At 71.5% G+C, this 18,580-nt stretch carries 19 protein-coding genes; 7 read left to right on the forward strand and 12 right to left on the reverse strand.

The features are described 5' to 3' along the window. Positions 1-30 precede the first annotated feature (30 nt). Together ACFWRO_RS22030 and ACFWRO_RS22035 are read right to left on the reverse strand one after the other, a co-directional pair. Positions 31-1,065 carry an NAD-dependent epimerase/dehydratase family protein gene (locus ACFWRO_RS22030; RefSeq protein ID WP_384512758.1) on the reverse strand — a complete coding sequence of 345 codons (1,035 nt, stop codon included), beginning with the start codon at positions 1,063-1,065 and terminating at the stop codon, positions 31-33. 64 nt (positions 1,066-1,129) lie between these two features. Next, positions 1,130-1,861, reverse strand: coding sequence for a lysophospholipid acyltransferase family protein (locus ACFWRO_RS22035; RefSeq protein WP_384512760.1), 732 nt, complete (start codon positions 1,859-1,861; stop codon positions 1,130-1,132). Between the two features lie 86 nt (positions 1,862-1,947). Here ACFWRO_RS22035 and ACFWRO_RS22040 point away from each other — a divergent pair, with 86 nt between their 5' ends. Then, positions 1,948-2,979: a DUF3048 domain-containing protein gene (locus ACFWRO_RS22040; protein WP_384512762.1), complete on the forward strand. Its 1,032-nt coding sequence runs from the start codon at positions 1,948-1,950 to the stop codon at positions 2,977-2,979. Here ACFWRO_RS22040 and ACFWRO_RS22045 read toward each other — a convergent pair. The 5 genes from ACFWRO_RS22045 to ACFWRO_RS22065 form a co-directional block, all read right to left on the reverse strand. Then, on the reverse strand, positions 2,976-3,185 hold the full coding sequence (locus ACFWRO_RS22045; RefSeq protein ID WP_384512764.1) for a hypothetical protein: 210 nt from the start codon (positions 3,183-3,185) through the stop codon (positions 2,976-2,978). The two genes, ACFWRO_RS22040 and ACFWRO_RS22045, sit on opposite strands and share 4 nt — an antisense overlap. A 100-nt stretch (positions 3,186-3,285) precedes the next feature. Beyond that, positions 3,286-4,236, reverse strand: a complete 951-nt coding sequence (locus ACFWRO_RS22050; RefSeq protein WP_384512766.1) for a cytochrome c oxidase assembly protein — start codon at positions 4,234-4,236, stop codon at positions 3,286-3,288. A 115-nt stretch (positions 4,237-4,351) separates the two neighbouring features. Further along, a complete protein-coding gene (locus ACFWRO_RS22055) occupies positions 4,352-5,377 on the reverse strand; it encodes a 6-phosphofructokinase (RefSeq protein WP_384512767.1) in 1,026 nt (341 codons plus the stop codon). A 176-nt stretch (positions 5,378-5,553) separates the two neighbouring features. Continuing rightward, on the reverse strand, positions 5,554-6,282 hold the full coding sequence (locus ACFWRO_RS22060) for a type 1 glutamine amidotransferase (protein ID WP_384512768.1): 729 nt from the start codon (positions 6,280-6,282) through the stop codon (positions 5,554-5,556). A gap of 19 nt (positions 6,283-6,301) precedes the next feature. Continuing rightward, the gene (locus ACFWRO_RS22065; protein WP_362009896.1) at positions 6,302-7,549 is read right to left on the reverse strand and encodes a MurT ligase domain-containing protein; all 1,248 of its coding nucleotides are present in this window, start codon (positions 7,547-7,549) and stop codon (positions 6,302-6,304) included. Positions 7,550-7,675: 126 nt separating this feature from the next. Here ACFWRO_RS22065 and def point away from each other — a divergent pair, with 126 nt between their 5' ends. Next, complete coding sequence (gene def / locus ACFWRO_RS22070) at positions 7,676-8,239, forward strand: peptide deformylase (protein ID WP_384512769.1); 564 nt, start codon at positions 7,676-7,678, stop codon at positions 8,237-8,239. Positions 8,240-8,274: 35 nt separating this feature from the next. Here def and ACFWRO_RS22075 read toward each other — a convergent pair whose 3' ends face one another. Next, entirely contained in the window at positions 8,275-8,922 is a 648-nt protein-coding gene (locus ACFWRO_RS22075) for a TetR family transcriptional regulator (RefSeq protein WP_384512770.1), read from the reverse strand. 163 nt (positions 8,923-9,085) lie between these two features. On the opposite strand from ACFWRO_RS22075, the gene ACFWRO_RS22080 reads away from it, so the two are divergent. Beyond that, positions 9,086-10,315: an acyl-CoA dehydrogenase family protein gene (locus tag ACFWRO_RS22080; protein WP_384512771.1), complete on the forward strand. Its 1,230-nt coding sequence runs from the start codon at positions 9,086-9,088 to the stop codon at positions 10,313-10,315. Positions 10,316-10,411: 96 nt separating this feature from the next. Next, positions 10,412-10,771, forward strand: a complete 360-nt coding sequence (locus ACFWRO_RS22085; protein WP_384512772.1) for a hypothetical protein — start codon at positions 10,412-10,414, stop codon at positions 10,769-10,771. A 74-nt stretch (positions 10,772-10,845) separates the two neighbouring features. Here the strand turns inward: ACFWRO_RS22085 and ACFWRO_RS22090 are convergent, their stop codons facing one another. Continuing rightward, positions 10,846-11,313: a VOC family protein gene (locus ACFWRO_RS22090; protein WP_384512773.1), complete on the reverse strand. Its 468-nt coding sequence runs from the start codon at positions 11,311-11,313 to the stop codon at positions 10,846-10,848. A gap of 84 nt (positions 11,314-11,397) precedes the next feature. On the opposite strand from ACFWRO_RS22090, the gene ACFWRO_RS22095 reads away from it, so the two are divergent. After that, entirely contained in the window at positions 11,398-12,777 is a 1,380-nt protein-coding gene (locus ACFWRO_RS22095; protein ID WP_384512774.1) for a cytochrome P450, read from the forward strand. Positions 12,778-12,780: 3 nt separating this feature from the next. Here ACFWRO_RS22095 and ACFWRO_RS22100 read toward each other — a convergent pair whose 3' ends face one another. Continuing rightward, positions 12,781-13,590, reverse strand: a complete 810-nt coding sequence (locus ACFWRO_RS22100; RefSeq protein WP_384512775.1) for a putative protein N(5)-glutamine methyltransferase — start codon at positions 13,588-13,590, stop codon at positions 12,781-12,783. Continuing rightward, complete coding sequence (locus tag ACFWRO_RS22105) at positions 13,590-14,075, reverse strand: glutathione peroxidase (RefSeq protein ID WP_384512776.1); 486 nt, start codon at positions 14,073-14,075, stop codon at positions 13,590-13,592. Before ACFWRO_RS22105 ends, ACFWRO_RS22100 begins: the two co-directional genes overlap by 1 nt. 311 nt (positions 14,076-14,386) lie before the next feature. Between ACFWRO_RS22105 and ACFWRO_RS22110 the strand changes: the two genes are divergently transcribed. Continuing rightward, positions 14,387-17,188 (forward strand): phosphotransferase, encoded by a 2,802-nt coding sequence (locus ACFWRO_RS22110; RefSeq protein ID WP_384512777.1) that lies wholly within the window; start codon positions 14,387-14,389, stop codon positions 17,186-17,188. Between the two features lie 12 nt (positions 17,189-17,200). Continuing rightward, on the forward strand, positions 17,201-17,662 hold the full coding sequence (locus tag ACFWRO_RS22115) for a hypothetical protein (RefSeq protein ID WP_384512778.1): 462 nt from the start codon (positions 17,201-17,203) through the stop codon (positions 17,660-17,662). Between the two features lie 42 nt (positions 17,663-17,704). Here the strand turns inward: ACFWRO_RS22115 and ACFWRO_RS22120 are convergent, their stop codons facing one another. Continuing rightward, positions 17,705-18,568, reverse strand: a complete 864-nt coding sequence (locus tag ACFWRO_RS22120; RefSeq protein ID WP_384512779.1) for an acyl-CoA thioesterase — start codon at positions 18,566-18,568, stop codon at positions 17,705-17,707. Between the last annotated feature and the right edge of the window lie 12 nt (positions 18,569-18,580).

The following is an 18,580-nucleotide window of genomic DNA, read 5'->3' on the forward strand; positions in this document are numbered from 1 at the left end:
GGCCGCCCCTCACTCATCCGCGTGCCGAGCTCAGCGCCGCGCGGCGAGCCAGACGTCCTCCGCCGCGTAGTCGAAGAAGTCCACCCCGTACTTCACCAGACCGGGGAACGCCTCCCGCCACTCCTGCTCCGCCACCCGCCGGGACAGATACGCGACCGTCGCCGGCAGCGACTCGGCGTACGACACCACCGGCCGGTACCCCAGCTCCCGCTCCGCCGCGCCCATGTCGAAGACGACCGGGTGGGGCGCCGTCCAGGGACTGAGCCCCACAGTGTCCTCCGGCGCCCCTTCCATGAGCACCGTCTCGCTCTCCACGCCCATGACGGCGTCGATCGCCGCGCCGATCTCCGCGACCGTCAGGGCCTGAGGATCACCGCCGTTGAAGACCCGGGTGCCCGGCGTCGCCGCCGAAAGCCGCACCAGCTCACCGAGGTTGTCCACGTGCACCGGGTGGAACCGGGACGAGCCCTCGTACGAGAGGATCCGCACCGGCCGCCCGTCGAGCGCCCGCTTGACGAACCACAGCTCGCGCGGGCCCGGGCTGTACGGCCCGTGGATCGCGCCCGCCCGCAGCACCGTCGTCGGGAGCGCCGCGCCCGCCGCGAGCAACTCCTGCTCCAGGGCCACCTTCCGCGTCCCGTACGACCCCTCGCCCGCCGCGACCGTGTGCCACGACTCCGGGATCGGCACCGGGTAGGCGGGGAAGCCGTCCGGCTCGTCCTGCGTGTCGAAGTTACGGCCCCGGTCGTCCTCGTACACCGCGCCGCTGGAGACCACCACCGCCGAGCCGATCCGGTCGGCGAGCGCCGTCAACTGCCGTGCGTGGCCCGCGTGGTAGGCGACGATGTCGACCAGCACGTCACAGCCGTCACCGAGCGCGGCGGCGAGCGCGCCCTCCTCGTCACGGTCGACGGCCACCGACCGGACCTCCTGGGGCCACTCCTCGCCCCGGCCGCCGCGCCGCGAGGCCGCCGTCACCTCCCAGCCGTCCGAGACGAGCGCCCGCACGGCCGCCCGTCCCACCTGTCCTGTCGCTCCGAGCACGAAAGCGTGTCCTTGTCCCATGGACGAGACGGTACGGGGACAGTGATCACCGGCCCAGCACCTTTCGCCGTGCGCGGATCCGCCGTCAGCGTCCCCGGCGCGGGAACCTTCCGCGCGACCCGCCGGTCCGGGCCTTCGCCTCCTCCTCGGCGGCCTTCACCTTGGCCGCGTAGTCGTCGACGTACTCCTGCCCGGACAGCGCGAGGATCTCGTACATGATCTCGTCCGTCACCGCGCGGACCGCGGCCTTCTCGCCCTCCATGCCGGCGAAACGGGAGAAGTCCAGCGGCGCGCCGAAGCGGACGGTGACCCGCTTGACCCGGGGCACCACCTTGCCGGGAGGCTGGATCTCGAAGGTCCCCACCATCGCGCAGGGGATCACCGGCACCCCGGCCGTGATCGCCATGACGGCCACGCCGACCTTGCCCTTGTAGAGCCGGCCGTCGTGCGAGCGCGTGCCCTCGGGATAGATGCCGAGCAGCTCGCCCTTGGCCAGCACCCCGAGCCCCTCGCGGATCGCCGCCTGCCCGGCCTCCTTGCCGGAGCGGTCGACCGGGATCTGCCCGGCGCTGCGGAAGAACGCGGCGGTCAGCCGGCCCTTGAGGCCCGGGCCCGTGAAGTACTCCTGTTTGGCGAGAAACGTGATCCGCCGCTTGAGGACGACCGGCATCAGAAAGTGGTCGGAGAACGACAGATGGTTGCCGGCGACGATCGCCGCGCCGTCCGCCGGAATGTGCTCCAGGCCCTCGATGCGCGGCCGGAACACCAGCCTCAGCCACGGTCCGAGCAGGACGTATTTCAGGACGTGATAGAACACCGACGGCCCCCGTCTCGTTCGAGCGATGGTTATTTGTAACCACTCGCGCGACCCTGGTCCACACTGGAGACGGAGAGTGGGTCCTGATGGCCGCCGAAAGCCGTCGCGCACCGCGACACCTACGGCCCGGCGCAGCCGTCACCGTGCTGCTGTGCGCGGTGATGACCGCCGGGTTGTACGGTTGCGCCGACTCCGGCACCCCCGAGCCGACCCCGACGCCCACGCCGACGGCCCCGACCCCCACGCCGACGAGCCCCGCCCCGCAGGGCCTCTCGCCCTTCACGGGACTCCCGGCCCGCGCCGCGCCGGTCCTCGCCGTCAAGATCGACAACGTGCCCCCGGCCCGCCCGCACACCGGCCTCGGCGCGGCCGAGCTGGTCTACGTCGAGCAGGTCGAGGGCGGCCAGACCCGGCTGCTCGCCGTCTACTCCGCCGACCTGCCCGAACGGATCGGCCCCGTACGCAGCGCCCGCGAGTCCGACATCGAGCTGCTCCGCCAGTTCGGCCACCCCGCGCTCGCCTACTCCGGCTCCCAGACCGCCCTGAAACCCCTGCTCAAGGCCGCCCCGCTGGACGCCCTGCCGCCCGAGGACGCCCCGGGCGCCTACCTCCGCGACCGGGGCAGGGCCGCGCCCCACAACCTGTACGTCCTGCCCGGCCGCGCCCTGGCCGCCGCCACCGACGCGGAGAACGCCAAGGACATCGGCTTCCGCTTCGGCCCGGCCCCCGCGGGCGGTGAAACGGTCAACGAACGGACCGTGCGCTTCCCCGCCTCGCGCTACACCTTCACCTGGTCCCCCGCGGACAAGGCCTGGCGGGTCGCGATGGACGGCACGCCCGCCCGTACCACCGACGAAGGCCCGGTCACGGCGTCGACGGTCGTGGTGCAGTACGTGACCATACGGTCGTCCCGCTTCCACGACGTGCTCGGCAGCGTCTCCCCGTACACCGAGACGGTCGGCAGCGGCAGCGCCCTCGTCCTGCGCGACGGCCGCGCCCACGAGGCCCGCTGGAGCCGCCCCACCGCGACGAACGGCACGGCCTTCACCACCCCGGACGGCGCCCCCCTGAACTTCGCCCCCGGCCCCACCTGGGTCGTCCTCGCCCCACGTCCTTAGGGCTGCGGGCCGGGCCTGCCGGGGCCCCGGGGGCGTGCGCCCGCCGGTACGGAGCTGTCGGCGGCCGCCATGCCGATGGTGACCACAAGGAGCACCACCACACCGAACCAGAGCCAGCCGCTGCTGCCGAGTGCCACCGTGTACGCCGTCGTCAGCACCAGGGCCGCGACGGTGATCACGCTCATCGCCTTCGTGGGACCGGACATCTGCCCGCCTCCTCCCGACAGGTCCTTCACGCTCATCGTGACCCCTGGGGCGGGCGAATGCTACTCCCGTGCGACGATCTCCTGTCCGTCTGCTCTCCGGCTACCGTGCGCGGCTCTGGAGCGAGGCCAGATAGGCGTTGTACGCCTCCAGCTCCTTGTCCCCGTCCCGGTCGGCGGCCCGGTCCTTGCGGACGGCCTGCCGCTGCTCGGAGTGGTACCACTGGTAGACCAGCGCGATCAGCACCAGGACCGACGGGATCTCGCTGAACGCCCACGCGATGCCGCCCGCCGCGTTCTGGTCGGCGAGCGCGTCGATCCCGAGCGAGGCCGGCGGGTTCGCGTACGCCTTGATCATCGGCTCGCTCCCCATCATCAGGGCGATGCCGAAGAAGGCGTGGAACGGCATGCCCGCGAAGAGCTCCAGCATCCGCATCACATAGCCCGGGCGGTGCGGCCCCGGGTCGACGCCCATGATCGGCCAGAAGAAGACCAGGCCGACGGCGAGGAAGTGCACCATCATCGTGATGTGGCCGATCTTCGAACCCATCAGGGTGTCGAAGATCGGGGTGAAGTAGAAGCCGTACAGGCTCGCGATGAAGAGCGGGATCGTGAACGCGGGGTGCGTGATGATCCGCATGTAGCGGCTGTGCAGCAGCATCAGGAGCAGCTCGCGCGGGCCCTTGTCGCCCCGGGGCGCGACCGGCAGCGCGCGCAGCGCGAGCGTCACCGGCGCGCCGAGCAGCAGCAGGATCGGCGAGAGCATCGAGATGACCATGTGCTGCACCATGTGCACGCTGAACATGACCATGCCGTAGTCGTTGAGCTTGGTGCACATCATCAGCGCGATGCTCAGGACGCCCAGGGTGAAGAAGACCGTCCGGCTCACCGGCCAGCCGTCACCGCGCCTACGCAGCCGCGCGACACCCCAGCCGTACAGCGCGAGCCCGAGGACGCAGGCGATGAGGAAGAACGGGTCGGGCGAGAACTCGAGCCCCCGTCCCAGCGTGAACGGCGGCAGATCCATCGTCATGCCGTGCCCGCTGTGATCCATCTGTGTACTCCTGGAGCCCGATTCGCGCTTGTTGTCCGCACCAGACTAGAACCGCCCCCGTTCGCGGCTGCGACCGGGGGCGGCTCGTGGTGTCGGTACGAAGGCGTACGGGCGGTCAGAGGACGGTTTCGGCCTCGGCGTAGCGCTCGGCCGGAACGGTCTTCAGGGTCTCCACCGCCTGGGCCAGCGGGACCATCTCGATCTCCGTGCCGCGCAGCGAGGTCAGCATGCCGAACTCGCCGCGGTGCGCCGCCTCCACCGCGTGCCAGCCGAAGCGGGTGGCGAGCACCCGGTCGTACGCGGTCGGCGTGCCGCCGCGCTGGACGTGACCGAGGATGACCGGCCGGGCCTCCTTGCCGAGCCGGCGCTCCAGCTCCACGGAGAGCTGGTTGGCGATGCCCGTGAAGCGCTCGTGCCCGTACTGGTCCTTGGCGCCGACCTCGAAGTTCATCGAGCCCTCGCGCGGCTTGGCGCCCTCGGCGACGACCACGATCGCGAACCGCTTGCCGGCCTCGAAGCGCGCGCCGACCCGGGCGGTCAGCTCGTCGATGTCGAAGGGGCGCTCGGGCACGACGATCGCGTGCGCGCCGGCGGCCATGCCGGAGTGCAGGGCGATCCAGCCGGTGTGCCGGCCCATGACCTCGACGATGAGCACGCGCTGGTGGGACTCGGCGGTGGTCTTCAGCCGGTCCAGGGCCTCGGTCGCCACGCCGACGGCGGTGTCGAAGCCGAAGGTGACGTCCGTCGAGGAGATGTCGTTGTCGATGGTCTTCGGGACGCCGACGATCGGCAGCCCGGCCTGCGAGAGCAGGTTGGCCGCCTTCAGCGTGCCCTCGCCGCCGATCGGGATGATCGCGTCCAGACCCAGGTCGGCGACGTGGCCGCGGGCGCGCTCGACGCCGTCCACCAGGTGCGCGGGCTGGACCCGGGAGGAGCCGAGGATGGTGCCGCCGCGGGCGAGGATGCCGGCGACCGCGTCAAGGTCGAGCTTGCGGTAGTCGCACTCCAGGAGGCCCTTCCAGCCGTCGTGGAAGCCGATGACCTCGTCCCCGTGGTCGACGACGGCACGGTGCACGACGGAACGGATGACGGCGTTCAGACCGGGGCAGTCGCCCCCGGAGGTGAGCACACCAATGCGCATAGCCCGAATACCTTTGCAACGTGGGCCGACTCCCGGACCACGTCGTCCGGTTGGATCCCCGCCACCCTATCGGTGCTGGGAGGCGGGGCCGAACCCGATGTCCGCAGATTGGACACCGTATTTGCTTACGAATCCCATGGGCGTGGGGGTGCTCAGACGTGCAGTCCGCCGGACGGTCAGGCGGGCTGCGTCGCCGCCGCGATCCGCTCGGCGCGCAGCGCCTCGTACCACCGGTCGTCGGTCGGCGGCAGCGCGTTCACATCGAGGGCCAGCTTCAGGAGCAGGTCCGCGATCTGCGGGTTGCGGGCCATGACCGGGCCGTGCATGTACGTACCGAAGACGGTGTCGTTGTACGCGCCCTCGGTGCCGTCGCCGGTGCCGTTGCCCCGGCCCAGGATGGTCCGGGCGAACGGGCGGGCCGTCGGGCCGAGATGGGTGATGCCCTGGTGGTTCTCGAACCCGGTGAGCTGCGGCAGGCCGAGGCGCGGGTCGATGTCCGCGAGGACGTCGCCGACGCACCGCTCGCCCTCGCCCCGGGTGGAGATCACGTCGATCAGCCCGAGGCCGGCCTCGCGCTCGCCGAGGTCGTTGATGAACTCGTGGCCGAGGATCTGGTAGCCGGCGCAGACCGAGAAGATGATCGCGCCGTTGGACGCGGCGCGCTCCAGGCCGCCGTCGCGGCGCAGCCGCTCGGCCGCGAGCCGCTGCGGCCGGTCCTCGCCGCCGCCGATCAGGTAGATGTCGCCGGAGGTCGGTACCGGCTGGTCGCTGCGGACGTCGACGCGCTGGACGTCCAGACGGCGCTGGCGGGCGCGGCGCTCGACGACGAGGGCGTTGCCCTGGTCGCCGTAGGTGCTGAGCAGGTCCGGGTAGACCCAGACCAGGCGCAGGCTGCTGTCACTCATGCTGCAAGTCCTCTACGGGTCAGTTGCCGACGCGGCGGCGGACGTCCTGGAAGGCGGTGTAGTTGGCGATCAGCTCGATCTGACCGGGCGGGGCCAGCTGGACCGCCTCGTCGAGGGACTCGCAGACGCGGAAGTCCACGCCGGCGACCTCCAGGCGGACCGCCAGGTCGAGCTTGCGGTCGCCGAGGACCATGATCGGGTGGCCGGCGAGCCGCCCGTAGTCGACGTCCCACAGCCAGGAGGTGTCCGTGCCGTCGGCGCCGCGCGCGTTGACGGAGAGGATCACCGGCGTCGGCGGCTGGTCGATGAGGGAAAACGTTTCGAGCCAGCCGGCCGGGTTCTTGGCGAGCAGCAGCCGCAGCTCCCGGTTCTGGAAGCTCACCACGTCGTAGCGGCCGGCCACGGCCTGCACCTGGTACATGCGCTCCAGGGCGACCTGCGGCGGGACGCCGAAGACGGCGGCGACGGCGGCCGAGGTGGCGGCGTTGGCCTTGTTGGCGCGGCCGGGCAGCTGGAGGTGGATCGGCCAGGCCGAACCGTGCGGGTCGAGCACGTGGTCGCCGTTGAGCGCCCAGCTCGGCGCCGGGCGGCGGAAACCGCACTCGCCGCAGAACCAGTCGTCGCCCGGACGCTGCATCACGCCGCCGCAGGAGGGGCACGACCAGGCGTCGTCCTTCCACTCCTGGCCCGCGGCGACCCATACGACGTTGGGGGAGGAGGAGGCGGCCCAGACGATCAGCGGGTCGTCGGCGTTGGCGATGACCACGGCCTTCGTACCGCTCAGACCCTCGCGCCACTTCTCGGCGAGCATCCGGGTCTCGGCGGCGCGGTCCAGCTGGTCGCGGGAGAGGTTGAGCAGCGCGATCGCCTTGGGCGTGGTGTCCCGGGCGACTCCGGCGAGGTACTTCTCGTCGACCTCGATCACGCCGTACTTGGCGTCCGAGCCGCCGGCCAGGGCCGAGGTGATGCCTGCGGGCATGTTCGCGCCGAGCGCGTTGGAGACGACGGGCCCGCTGGCCCGCAGCGCCTCGGCGATCAGCCGGGTCGTGGTCGTCTTGCCGTTGGTCGCCGAGACCAGGACGACGTCCAGATGCTGCGCGAGCCGCGCCAGCAGATCGGGGTCGAGCTTGAGCGCCACCCGGCCGCCGATCACGGATCCGCTGCCGCGTCCGGCTGCCCGCGACACCGCCGCCGCGGCCTTGCCCGCCGTCACGGCCAGCTTGGCGCGCGGCGACAACGGCTCTGGATTACCGGGGTGTCCTGACATCTTCCTTGTTCCTCCTTGCGTCGGTCCGGGCTCAGCCTATCGAGATCCGGCCAGCGACCCGAACTGCGGCACCGCAGGACCCCGCGCCGAAACGACGAGGTCACAGCGGACCGTACCCTTACGCCCATGCGAAACCGGCCGATCCCCGGCAGTTCCGGCCACGTCCGAGCGATGACCCTGCTCGGCGAACCGGTGCTGCACACCCCCTGTGAACCCGTCGTCGACTTCGGTCCTGAGCTGGAGCGGCTTGTCGAGGACATGTTCGCCACGATGTACGAGGCGAACGGCGTCGGCCTCGCGGCCAACCAGGTGGGCGTGGGCCTGCGGGTCTTCGTGTACGACTGCCCGGACGACGAGGAGGTGCGCCACCTCGGGCACCTGGTCAACCCGCGCCTCGTGGAGGCGGACGGCGACGTGATCCGGGGCGCGGAGGGCTGCCTGTCCCTGCCGGGCCTGGAGGCGCCGACGCCGCGCTTCGACCGCGCGGTCGTCGAGGGCGTGCTCCTGGACGGCACCCCGGCGCGCGTCGAGGGCACGGGCTTCTTCGCCCGCTGCCTCCAGCACGAGACGGACCACCTGGAGGGCGGGGTGTACGCGGACCGCGTCACGGGGTGGCGCGGCTCCCGGCTGCGCCGGGCGATCCGTAAGGAGCCGTGGGGGCACAGGGCGGAGGTCCTGGACAGGGCCTAGGGGGTGTCTCGTCGATCGTGCCGGGCTCGCGGCGCCTAGAACCCCGGCGCCCCTTCCTTGTCGCCGGCCTCGGCGAGGCGGCCCCACAGGAGGTCCGCCAGGGCCTGGACCAACTCCGCGCGGGAGCAGGGGCGTTCGCCGAGCCACCAGTCGCCGGCCGCGTGCATCATGCCGACGATGCCATGACCCCAGATCCGGGCCTGGGCGTCGCCGACCGGGCCGAGGTCGATGCGCTCGGCGATGACCTGGCCGAGCTCCTCGCCCATCCGCCGCAGCACCGGCGCCGAGTGGCGGCCCACGTCGAAGCCCTGCTCGGCCTGGTGCGTCTCCTCGGCCGGGTGCATCAGGAAGCGGTAGACCTGCGGCAGCGCCTCGATCGAGGCGAGGTAGGTGTCGAGCGTGGACTCGACCCGCCTGCGCCGGTCGGCCGGCGCGTCCAGCGCCGCCCGCAGCGCGGCGAGCAGCGCGTCGGTGTGCCGGGTCGCGAGCGCCCGGTAGAGCCCGCCCTTGTCGCCGAAGTGCCGGTAGAGGATGGGCTTGGTGATGCCCGCCTCCGCCGCGATCGCGTTCATCGAGGCCTTGGGGCCGTCCCGGAGCACCACCCGGTCCGCCGCCTCCAGCAGTTCACGGCGCCGCTGATCGGCCGGCTTCTGCTGTTCGGTGGTCCGGTGTGTGGTCTCCATAGCGCGTCTCCCCGCCCGTGCGAATTCCCTGAGGCTGTCGCAACGTAACACCCGAGCGGCACCCGGTGTCGCGCCGCCCGGAGCGCTCCGGCGCAGGTTGACAGCGCCTACCCGCGAGTAACAGACTGCTGTTACCGCAAGTAATGCACTGCTGGGAGGGAACATGGCCGAGTTCACGCTCGAACTCAACGACGACCAGAAGCAGGTCCGTGATTGGCTGCACGGATTCGCCGAGGACGTGATGCGCCCCGCCGCCGCCGAGTGGGACGAGCGTGAGGAGACTCCCTGGCCGATCATCCAGGAAGCCGCCAAGATCGGCATCTACTCTCTCGATTTCTATGCCCAGCAGTTCTTCGACCCGACCGGCCTCGGCATCCCGATGGCGATGGAGGAGCTCTTCTGGGGCGACGCGGGGATCGCGCTCTCCATCGTCGGCACCGGCCTCGCCGCCGTCGGCGTCCTCGCCAACGGCACCGAGGAGCAGATCGGCACCTGGATCCCGCAGATGTACGGCGACGTCGACGACGTCAAGGTCGCCGCCTTCTGCTCCTCCGAGCCCGACGCCGGCTCCGACGTGGCCGCGATGCGCACCCGGGCCGTCTACGACGAGGCCAAGGACGAGTGGGTCCTCAACGGCACCAAGACCTGGGCGACCAACGGCGGCATCGCCAACGTCCACGTCGTCGTCGCGGCCGTGGACCCCGAGCTCGGCTCCAAGGGCCACGCCTCCTTCATCGTGCCGCCCAGCACCCCCGGCCTCTCCCAGGGCCAGAAGTTCCAGAAGCACGGCATCCGCGCCTCGCACACCGCCGAGGTCGTCCTGGAGGACGTCCGCGTCCCCGGGCACTGCCTCCTGGGCGGCAAGGAGAAGCTGGACGAGCGCCTCGCCCGGGCCCGCGAGAAGGCGAAGGCGGGCGGGGGCGAGCGCGTGAAGAACGCGGCCATGGCCACCTTCGAGGCCTCCCGTCCCGCCGTCGGCGCGATGGCCGTCGGCACGGCCCGCGCCGCGTACGAGGTCGCCCTCGACTACGCCAAGACCCGCGAGCAGTTCGGCCGCCCGATCATCGACAACCAGGGCGTCGCCTTCCAGCTCGCCGACATGCGCACCCAGATCGACGCCGCCCGGCTCCTGGTCTGGCGCGCCTCCTGGATGGCGACCACCGGCAAGCCGTTCACCTCGGCCGAGGGCTCGATGTCCAAGCTGTACGCGAGCGAGGTCGCCAAGAAGGTCACCGGCCAGGCCATCCAGATCCTCGGCGGCAACGGCTACACCCGCGAGTACCCGGTGGAGCGCATGCACCGCGACGCGGCGATCTACACCATCTTCGAGGGCACCAGCGAGATCCAGCGCCTGGTGATCGCCCGCACCCTCTCCGGGATGCCGATCCGCTGAGCGAGGGCGGCCCTCGAACGTGCGTTCCCTCCGGGTGGGTGCGGCCGTTATGATCTTGGCCGTAGCAGCAACCGCCGTACATCCCTGGGGGGAATCATGAACATGCTCAAGAAGGCCGCCACCACCGTCGGGGCCGCCGCCCTGGCCTTCGCCGGAGTGCTCGGGACCGCCGGTCAGGCGTCCGCCGCGTCGAACGGCCAGCAGATCCACTTCCACGACACCAGCGGCTCCGTGTACTCCATCCGCATCCAGGGGTTCAACCAGAACGGCGGCGTGGCGTCGGGCTGCTTCTCCACCCCGGGCCGGGACACCTGGGTCGGCGGCTGGTGGTGGAAGGGCGAGGTCACCGTCACGTTCTACAAGTCCGCCGGCTGCTCCTTCGCCACGTACTACGGCGAGACCAACGCGTGGGTGCCCACCTCGCAGAGCGGTGACTGGACGAGCGTCTACTCCTGACCGGCCGCCGTACCCGATGACGGGCCGTCGGCTCTCCGACGGCCCGTCGTCGCACGCGGGGCCGGGACGACGGGTCACGCGACGCAGAACTCGTTGCCCTCCGGGTCCTGGAGCACCACCGCGTAGTAGTCCATGCCGTGCGGCTCGTCCATCGCGTACAGGATCGTCGCGCCCAGGGCCGTCAGGCGGGCGACCTCCCCGTCCACGCGCTCGCGCCGCAGCGCCAGCGGTACGTCACGTCCGCCGCCGACCTTCAGATCCAGATGCACCCGGTTCTTGACCGCCTTCGGCTCCGGAACCTTCTGGAACCAGACCCTCGGCCCGACCCCCTTCGGGTCCACGATCGACTCGGGCAGGTCACCGGCGCCCTCGGTCAGCTCCTCCTCGGGCACCCCGAGCGCCTCCCAGTACGCGCGCCAGCTCGCGTACCCCTCGGGCGGCGGCTGCGGTACGTAACGCAGGGCCTCCGCCCAGAAGCGGACGAGCCGCTGGGGCTCCGCGCAGTCGACGGTGATCTGCAGGGTCATCTCGATCGGTTCCATGGGACGAGTCTCCCGGACCCCACTGACAGTCGGCCCGCGCTGCGGGACAATCGCCGCCGGTGACGATCAAGGGGGAACGTACCCATGGCTACGACCAGTACAGCCATCCCGGGACCGGCGGGGCTTCCGCTGCTCGGCTCGATGCTCGACCTCAAGAACGACTCGCTCGGCACCTTCCTGAACGCCCAGCGCGCCCACGGAGACGTCGTCCGGATCACGGCCGGACCGCCGGGGGTGCGCGCGGTCATCTACGGCATCTTCTCCGCCGAGGGCGCCCAGCAGGTCCTCGCCACCCAGTCCGCCAACTTCCGCAAGGACAACGCCTTCTACCAGGAGCTGCGCGAGTCCTTCGGCAACGGCCTGCTGACCAGCCAGGACGAGGACTACCTGCGCCAGCGCCGGCTCGTCCAGCCGCTCTTCACCCGCCGCCGCGTCGACAGCTACGCCGAGGCGATCGCCGTCGAGGCCGCGACCCTCACCGAGGAGTGGCGCACCGCGCCCGACTCCACCGTCGACGTCCTCGACGAGATGGCCCGGCTCGCGCTCCGCGCCGTCGCCCGCATCCTCTTCGGTACGGACGTCGAGGCCGCCGTCGCCATCGTCGAGCGGGCCTTCCCGGTCATGGGCGACTACGTCCTGCGCCGCGGCTTCTCGCCCCTCAACGTCCCCCGTGACTGGCCCACCCCCGGCAACCGGCGCGCCGCCGCCGCGCACGCGGAGCTGTACGCCGTCTGCGACCGGATCATCGCCGAGCGGCGCGAGGCCGGCGGGGCGGCCGCCGGGGACGAGGAGGCGCAGGACCTGCTGACCCTCCTCGCCGAGGCCGAGAGTGCCGAGGACGGCAGCTTCGACGCCCAGGAACTACGCGAGCAGGTCCTCGTGTTCCTGCTCGCGGGCCACGAGACCACCGCCACCTCGCTCGGTTTCGCCCTCCACCTGCTGGCCCGCCATCCCGACCAGCTCAAGCGCGCCCACGAGGAGGTCGACCGCGTCCTGGCCGGCCGCACCCCGGGCGCCGCCGACCTCGACGCCCTGCCCTTCCTCACCCAGGTCCTCAAGGAGGCCATGCGGCTCTTCCCGGCCGGACCGGTCATCGGCCGCCGCGCGGTCGCCGCCACCGAGATCGACGGGCACACCATCCCGGCCGGCGCCGACGTGATCGTCGCCCCGTGGGTCACCCACCGGCACCCCGCGTACTGGGAGGAGCCGGAGCGCTTCGACCCCGACCGCTTCACGCCCGAGGCCGAGGCGGCCCGCCCCCGCTACGCCTGGTTCCCGTTCGGCGGCGGCCCGCGCGCCTGCATCGGCCAGCACTTCTCGATGCTGGAGTCGGTCATCGCGCTGGCGATGATCCTGCGGAGCTACGACCTGGAGGCGATCGACACCGACGTACCGGTCGACTCCGCCGTCACCCTCCGCGCCGCGGGCCCGGCCCGCTGCCGCCTCCACCTCCGCGCCACGTAGCGCCTACGGACGGGTCGCGACGACCACCGTCGCGTACAGCTCCTCCGAGGTGGTCACCCGGGGCGCCAAGCCGTGCCCGGCGACCGCCTCGACCGCGCGGGCCGCCTGCTGCTCGGACGTCTCGACCAGCAGGCGCCCGCCGGGCGCCAGCCAGCCGGCGGCCTCGGCCGCCACCCTGCGCAGCACGTCGAGCCCGTCCGAGCCGCCGTCGAGCGCGACCAGCGGCTCGTGCTCGCGCGCCTCGGGCGGCAGCAGGCCGATGTCCTCGGTCGGTACGTACGGCACGTTGGCGACCAGGACCTCGACCCGGCCGCGCAGCCCGGCCGGCAGCGGGGCGAACAGGTCGCCCTCGAAGACCCGGCCGCCGCGCGGCTCGATGTTGCGCCGGGCGCAGCGCACGGCGGCGGGCTCGATGTCCGAGGCGTACACCTCGGCGCCCGGCACGGCCGAGAGCAGCACCGCCCCGGCCGCGCCGGACCCGCAGCACAGGTCGACGCAGAGCGCCCCGGGCCCGGCCAGGCCGACGGCCTGTTCGACGAGGAACTCCGTGCGCCGCCGGGGTACGAACACCCCCGCGTCGACGGCGACGCGCAGCCCGGCGAAGGCCGCCCAGCCCACGACGTGCTCGATGGGCAGCCCGCCGGCCCGCCGCTCGATCATCGCGTTGAGTTCGCCGGCGTCCTGGGCTGTGGCGAAGAGCAGCTCCGCCTCGTCCTCCGCGAACACACAGCCCGCGGCGCGGAGGCGGGAGACGGTACCGGCCCACAGCGGGCCGGCCGGTTCGAGAGCCAAGGAACTGGCTGGTTTCCCCATCAAGCGGACAGCAGCGCCTCGATGGCGGCGACGACCTCAGGGGCCTCCGGCTCGGTGCGCGGACGGAAGCGCGTGACCTGCCCGTCGCGGCCGACCAGGAACTTCTCGAAGTTCCACTGCACGTCCCCGGCCTCGCCCTCCGCGTCCGCGACCTCGGTCAGCTCCGCGTAGAGCGGGTGGCGGTCCGCGCCGTTCACGTCCGTCTTCTCCAGGAGGGGGAACGTCACGCCGTACGACGTGGAGCAGAAGGTCTGGATCTCCTCCGCGGAGCCCGGCTCCTGGCCCAGGAACTGGTTGCACGGCACACCGAGCACCGTGAAGCCGCGCTCCCCGTACAGCTTCTGCAGCCGCTCAAGGCCCCCGTACTGCGGCGTCAGACCACACTTCGAGGCCACGTTGACGACCAGGACGGCCTGGTCGCGATAGTCGGCGAGGGAGGTCGGGTCACCGGACAGGGTGCGCAGGGGGATGTCGTACAGGCTCATGAAGGGCTCCTCGTGGGCAGGAAAGTCCGATCACAGCACGGCCGGGGAACGGCTGGCAATCCCGGTCGATCGCCGCCGCCGTGCGACGGCTCTCGCGCCAGTTTGCGCCAAACCCGTGTTCGGCGCCGACCACGACCACCGGGGGCCTCCGGCGGCGGAGCCGCAGGTGGGCACCGCGTGGTCGGGTGGCGAAAATCCGACTACTTCACGACAAGCCTCCCCTAGCCTGCCGCTTCCCGAGTCCCGGACACCACCAGGCATGGAGGCAGGGCGAGTTGGACGTTTCTCCGCACATCGCATGGGCACGGTCGATGTTCCCCTTCCCACCCGGAGCGACCTATCCGGGCTGGGAGGTGTGCACCACCGACGCGATGCTGGGCGCGCGGCTCCTGGCCGTCGCGTACTCCCTCCACCACAAGAAGCGCCCGGTCGACGACGTCCGGCAGAAACTCGGCGCGGGGCTGACGAGGCTGGGCCTGGAGCTGGAACGCGAGGGCAGGGGAAAACACGCGGCACTCACCTTCCAGGTGGGGCAGCTGGCGCTGCTGGGGGATCCCGACGCCCCGGGCCACGACCCGAAGACCGCCCCGGACCGCGAGACCTGCGTCACCCGGCTGCACGCCGTCGGTGAACCCCTCCTCCGGGAGCTGCCCCCGCTGCTCGACTCACCGATCTGGGACCTCTCCGAGATCCTGGGCGAGGCGGGCACCGGCGGCCTGCCACCCAGGACTCCGGGGTTCCAGCCGAGCAGCGTCCTCGACCTGACGGAGATGCCCGAGGAGGCGGAAGAGCCCGAGCCGAACGAGGCGGGCGAGGTGGGCGACGCGGAGGAGCGCGAGCGCGTGCCGTCCGCCTACCTGCGAATCGAGGCCACCAGTGCCGGCGGTCTGGTGGAGGACCTGTCCGTGGACTGGGCCGCCGGACGCGCCTCCGCCAAGGAGCGCACGGAGGCGCTGCTCATGTACTTCAAGGAAGTGAGCGGGGATCACGGGGCCTTCGGCCGTGAACTGGGCGAGCACCTCCAGGCGGACGTGACGAAGGTCCTCGCCTGCTTCCCGCAGGGCCTGCCGTCCGACCCGAAGGACCTCCAGAACCTCGCGCACGGTATGCGGGGCTTCGCCACCAGGACGACCGAGCTGGAGGAGGCCCGGCTGCGCTGGCTGATCTCGGCCGTCACGAACCACTGGATGTGGCAGGTCGACAAGGGCCTCCCCACGAACCGGCCCCACGTCCTGCGTGACCTGCTGGGGTATCTGCGGGCCTATCTGGACAGCAGTCTGAAGTTCATGGATCCCTCGCGCGACCTCATCCTCGACTGCGCAGAGATCTTCGTGCGGGTCGCGTACGAGGTGCCGCCGGTCTTCCTCGGCCGCTACGAGGTCCTCCGCTTCCACACCCTCTCTGCCGTGGGTACGTACCTCATGCTCTCCGGGCCCAATCCCGCTCTCCCGCAGGAGAGCAGCCGTGACCAGCGGGTGATCGGGGCCGAGCAGGTGGCCCGGTCGATGTGGCCGGAGCTGCTGCTGCGCGCGTGGCAGACCGAAGGGGACCGCGACGGCGCCTGCTTCACACTCGCCTGCGTCGCGGGCTGGGACGAGGCCTGCGCGCACTGGGTCATCGACCTCGTCTTCGACCCCACGCGCCGGGAGGCGAAGGACCCCGAGTCGCGCGAACAGCGCAACGCCTGGAAGGAGGGGGTCAGTTCACTCATGTCGGCGGCGGGCAAGGTCCGTGTCGCGAGCAACCCGTGGGCGAACGACACAGGGGCGAACTCCCGCGGCTCCTCCCTCGTCAGCAGTGTCGCCGGAGCCGTGCGCATCCCGACCCCCGTCCTGCGGGCCGCGGTGGCGCAAGGTCTCATGCCCGGTGAGGTCGTGACCGTGCACGGCAAGCTGTTCAAGGGGCGTCGGATGCCGACGTACCTGCTCACCACACGCTACGGCCCGCGCTCCGTACTGAAGATCGACCGGCGCGACAAGGTGGAGCGCGAGGAGGGCAACTTCAAGAAGTACGCGAAGCGGCTCCACCCCAACAACCGGCCCAGCGACTGCGACGCGAGCGCCATGGAGATGTACCTCGGCGACAACGGCGAACCGCTGCGCGCCATCGAGACGGCCTACGCGTTCGAGGAGGGAGAGGCTCCGCGCACCCTGACCGAATGGATCCGGACCGCGTCCACCGAAGCGGCGGTCGAGACCGTGAACCGGCTCCTCCTGACCAACATGAAGCCCTGGCTGGCGCACAGCCATCGCGACCGCATCGACCTTCGAGCCGAGTACCCCGTCTTCCGACCGGCGCCCACCCCGAAGAAGCAGTCGCCGGGCAGTTGGGCGAAGACCGAACTCCAGGCGCTCACGGACCAGCGGGTACGGGAGAAGCTCGGCATGGAGCTCGGTCTCGAGAAGAGCGCGACCGGTTGGAGCGGGTCCGCGCCCGGCCTGACGGCGGCGATGGAGCTGCTCCCCGGCGTCGGGACGGTCAACCCGCTCTGGTTCGCCGCCGAACTCTCCGAGACGGGGAAGGGCGACTTCGACGAGATCATCAACTCCTTCGAGGTCGAACTGCTCGACTTCGACACCACCTTGGCGATGGCCCACGGCGACCTGCACCTCGACAACGTGCTCTGCACGCTCAGCAGCGACCGGCCCAAGCCCGTGCTCATCGACTTCGAGAGCGCGCACGAAGGCCATGTGTGCAAGGACTTCGCCCGTCTTGAGGCGAGTCTGCTGTGCCAGGTCTTCGACTGGGACGACCAGGCCGCCGTGCGAGTGGCGTCCTGGATCGCCGGAGTGCTCGTCGGACCGGACCAGGAGCCGGACGAGGAGCCGGGGGGCCGGGCAGGCCTCCTCCCGGACGTTGCCGACCCGGGCCAACTCACCCCGCAGGAACAGCTCGTGCTCGCGGTCACCCGCCGCATCCGGGAGATCGCGGCCGGCTGCGGTCAGGGGCACTGGCCCATCAAGGTGGCCGAGTACCATCTCGCCCTCGCCGGCGCGCTGTTGCCGATGGTGCGCTACACCACGCTCTCGACCGCGCAGCGCAAGTTCGCCCTGACGCTCAGTACAGTGATCACCTCCGCCCTGTGGCACCGGTGGAACGCGGCCGTAGAGTAAGGGAATTGACCTGTGAACGCATGGATCGGCACCGTGATCGCGCTCTGCGCGCTCGTCCTGTCGGGCATCACGGCGTACGTGCAGCATCGCGCCCGCAAGCGCGAGACGCTCGGCGCCGAGGTGACCGCCTACTTCCACCGGACGTCCGACTTCGCCAAGATCAAACTGGCCGACGGCACGGTTCGGCAGGCCGGTTACCACCTGGTGATATGGAACCAGGGCCCCGCGCCCGCCCGCGCGGTGCACGTGCAGGTCAAGGACGTGGACGGGGGAGTGGTGGAGCTGGCTGACAGCCCGGCGGACGAGTTCCCGCTCGTCCGGCTGGACAAGGGCGCACGCTATCCAGTGCCCTGGCTGCCGATGTCCGACGCGCACCGCGGCAGCCGCCGGTTCGCCGTTCACCTGCGCTGGACCGACGGCAACGGCGCGCAGGAGCGGATGCTGCCGATGCGGCGGGGGCAGACCAACGTCTGACCCCGCTCACCGCCCTCTCGGAATGTGCTGTTCCGGAAGCCGCTACAGCTTCCGGAACAGCCCCTCCTGGACCACCGACACAAGCAGCCGGCCCTCGCGGTCGTAGATGCGGCCGCGGGCCAGGCCCCGGCCGCCCGTCGCGATCGGGGACTCCTGGTCGTAGAGGAACCACTCGTCCGCGCGGAACGGGCGGTGGAACCACATCGCGTGGTCCAGGGACGCCATGTCGAAGCCGCGCGGGCCCCACAGCGGCTCGACCGGGATCCGGACCGCGTCCAGGAGCGTCATGTCGGAGGCGTACGTCAGCGCGCAGGTGTGGACCAGCGGGTCGTCGCCGAGCGGGCCCACCGCGCGCATCCACACCGCGCTGCGCGGATCCGCGCCGGTGACCTCGTCCTTCGTCCAGCGCAGCCGGTCCACGTAGCGGATGTCGAAGGGCTGGCGCCGGGCCATCCGCTCCAGCGACTCCGGCAGCACGCCCAGGTGGTCACGGATCTCGTCGGCGAGCCTCGGCAGCGTCTCCGGGTCTGTCATGTGCCGGGGCGGCAGCTGGTGCTCGAAGCCCGCCTCCTCCGGCAGGTGGAAGGAGGCGGTCAGGTTGAAGATCGTCCGGCCCTGCTGGACCGCCGTGACCCGGCGGGTCGTGAAGGAACGCCCGTCCCGCACCCGCTCCACCTGATAGACGATCGGCACGCCAGGACGGCCCGGCCGCAGGAAGTACGAGTGCAGCGAGTGCACCGGCCGGTCGCCCTCCGTGGTGCGCCCGGCCGCCACCAGGGCCTGTCCGGCGACCTGGCCGCCGAAGACCCGCTGCAGCGACTCCTGCGGGCTCTGGCCACGGAAGATGTTGTCCTCGATCCGCTCCAGATCGAGCAGGTCGACGAGTCTCTCGGCGGGATTGGTCACCTGTCTGCTCCT

The sequence above is a fragment of the Streptomyces sp. NPDC058579 genome, from assembly GCF_042718575.1.
Classification (GTDB): Bacteria; Actinomycetota; Actinomycetes; order Streptomycetales; family Streptomycetaceae; genus Streptomyces.